Raw genomic sequence first — 2,660 nt, forward strand, 5'->3', positions numbered from 1 at the left:
GGCATCCGCAACAGCAGTTGGCACTTCTTCGCCCCGCCCGCACCTTCGCCCAGAAATCCGGGTCAAGACCCCCGCAATCCCAAAGACAAGTGCAACGAATGCAAAGCAAAAGGCGGCTTAACCTCTTCCGTAGAAATGCACTCCGGGGCAGTAATCGAAACCCACGACCTCGTACCCTACCAGTCAATGGGAGAAACCCGCAGTTTAACTCTAACCTACGATTCTCTCAGAGCAGACCCCAGACCCATCGTCCATTTCGGCTACAATAACGCGCCCGCCGATGCAGCCCAAAAATTAGTAGCTAAACTAACCGTAGATGCAGGCAAATTCAAATATCAAATACCCGGATATTCCGGCAACCAATACAGTTTAACCGGAGGCGAACACTTCTGGTCAATGCCCTCTAATGGAGGTCCCATCGACGCAGCGTTGCAAGTCGATATGAGTGCCTTGCCTTCGGGTCAGTACGACTATACTATTAACAGCGGCATCCGCCGATTTACGGGTACTATTTTTGCGGGTTCTTCAACCGACACGAAGGATAAGTTAGTTTCAGTCAACACAATTAACAGTCCTTTCGGCAGCGGTTGGGGAATAGCTGGATGGCAGGAATTAGTAGAAAATTCCGACTCTTCATTATTGTTAATTGACGGTGACGGCAGCGAATTGGTATTCGATAAATCCACACTAGCAGGGGAAGAGTATGTATCTCCTCCAGGGGATTTCTCCAAATTAGAGAAACTGACAGACGGCACGTTTACCCGCACCTTAACTGACAAAACTGTTTACAGTTTCAATACCGCCAAACGTCTGGTTTCGGTTAAAGAAGCCAACGGCGACGAAACCAAATATACTTACAATTCATCCGGTGAGTTGTCCCAAATCATCGACGTAGCTGGGTTGATTACCAAGTTGACCTATGCAAACGGTAAAGTAAGTCAAATAGAAGACCCTGCTGGACGGTTGACGAAGTTAGAATACGACGCTGCAGGCAACTTGCTGCATATTGTTGACCCCGATACCAAAGCGCGGACGTTTAGCTACGACAGCGAACGTCACATCACAAAAGAAGTAGACAAACGGGGATTTTCCGAACAAACATTATACGATTTTGCAGGTAGAGCAACGGGAGGAATTCGTAAAGACGGTTCGCAGTTGCAGGTGGCACCAGTACAGGTACAAGGACTTTATCGGAAGGAGGATACAACTAATCCTTTGAATGCGCCTGTAGCTCAACCTTTAAGTACAGTAATAGAGGCAAGTTATGCTGATGGTAGCGGTGGGGTAGTTACTCAGATTCTCGACCAAACAGGTCAAGTTGTTTCGGCAAAAGATGGAGGGGGAAATAAACCTACCTTTGAGCGAAATCAGAATTTATTGGTGACGAAAAAAACAGACGCGCGGGGCAATACTACCTCTTACGAGTACGATGCTAAAGGAAATGTGAAAAGCATTTCAGATTCGCTTTCCGGTACGCCTCAAACACCCCCAAATAACAACGACGGTCAGTTGTTTGGGCCGAGAAATTATATAAACGCGAATGCTAGGGTTATTGCAGTAGGAGATGTCAACGATAACAGCACTGTTGATATTGTTACTGCTGGTTATGGCAACAGTGTATCAGTGTTGTTGGGTAACGGCGATGGCACTTTTGGCGTCAGAGATTACACTGTAAGCGACAGTCCAAACTCCATAGCTTTAGGGGATTTGGATGGCGATCTCAATTTAGATATCATTACTGTCAGTTCTTTTGGTGGTACTGCTCCTAATGCAGGTAGGGTGTCAGTATTGTTGGGCGACGGTTCGGGCAATTTTACCCTTCAAGCTAATAATTATCCGGTAGCTTCTGGTGCTTTATCCGTAGCTGTGGGAGACGTAAATAAAGATGGTGAAAATGATGTCGTTACTGCTAATAATTCTAGCACCAATAGCTTGTCCGTGCTGCTGGGGAATGGCAACGGTACTTTTGCCCCCAGCACGAATATCGCACTGAATTCGTCGCCTGAATTTGTTACTTTGAACGATCTAAATAAAGATGGAAATCTAGACATCATTGCCACCAGCCCTTCTAGTGGCACTAATCCTGCTAGCGGTAGGGTGTCAGTATTGTTGGGAAATGGCAGCGGTACTTTTGCCGCCCAAAGTAATTACTCCGTGAATGTTGGGGCGGTATCTGTAGCTGTGGGAGATTTGAATGGGGATGGCAATAATGACATCATTACTGCAAACAAACGTGACTCGAACGTTTCTGCATCTTTAAACAATGACGTATCTGTATTATTGAGCAATGGCGATGGTAGTTTTGGTGTGGCAACTAATTACTCAATTGAGTCAATAACGGGAAATTTTCATAATCCTTTGTCCGTAGCAGTAGGGGATGTGGATGGAGATGGAGATTTGGATGCAGTTATTTCCGGTCAGGGTTATGGTTTAGAAAGTGTATTTTTAAATAATGGTAACGGTACTTTGGCAATTCCAAGTGATGATAATTATTATTTCTATGCCTCCGATCAGGCTGTGGCATTAGCAGATATCGATCTTGATAGCGATTTGGATTTAATCTTCGCTGGTAGTGGAGTTAATGTTCGTTTAAACAATAATGTGCAAGCTGGTGGGGGGGGAGGTACTGGCAAGCGGAGTTATACTTACGACCCAGTTTT

1 protein-coding gene is annotated in these 2,660 nt (G+C 45.5%); it reads left to right on the forward strand.

All coding sequences use genetic code 11. The annotated features are described in order from the left end of the window. Positions 1-2,660: FG-GAP-like repeat-containing protein (locus QT992_RS33175; protein ID WP_333343059.1), on the forward strand; the 2,660-nt coding region annotated here is incomplete at both ends.

Origin of the sequence: Microcoleus sp. T3_D1 (genome assembly GCF_036700405.1) — a bacterium.
GTDB lineage: Bacteria > Cyanobacteriota > Cyanobacteriia > Cyanobacteriales > Microcoleaceae > Microcoleus.